This window comes from Pantoea sp. SIMBA_079 (assembly GCF_046940275.1).
Lineage (GTDB): Bacteria > Pseudomonadota > Gammaproteobacteria > Enterobacterales > Enterobacteriaceae > Pantoea > Pantoea borealis.
In genome coordinates this window covers 1-250 of the sequence record NZ_JAWRYR010000665.1, presented here as the reverse complement: position 1 = coordinate 250, position 250 = coordinate 1, and the positions used below count along the sequence as shown (strand labels likewise).

At 73.6% G+C, this 250-nt stretch carries 1 protein-coding gene; it reads left to right on the top strand.

Annotation, left to right across the window (positions count from 1 at the left end; translation table 11 throughout):
- Positions 1-250, top strand: a 250-nt coding sequence (locus SB719_RS21615; protein WP_412159954.1) for a GGDEF domain-containing protein, incomplete at both ends; no start/stop codon positions are given.

Genomic DNA, 250 nt, shown 5'->3' with positions numbered 1-250 from the left:
CGCGAATGCGTCCGCGAGCACGACGTCCCCGCGCGTATCGGCGGTGACGAGTTCGCGGTGCTGATCCACGACGGCGGCCTGCCCGCGGCGCTCGAACTCGGCGAGCGCATCCGCGCGCGCATCGCCGAGCTGGCGTTCGAAGCGGAGCCGGGACTGGCGTGCACGGTCAGCATCGGCGTGGCCGCGCTGCATGCCGGCCACGAGGCGCCCGATCTGTGGATCCGCGAAGCCGACGCCGCGCTGTATCGCG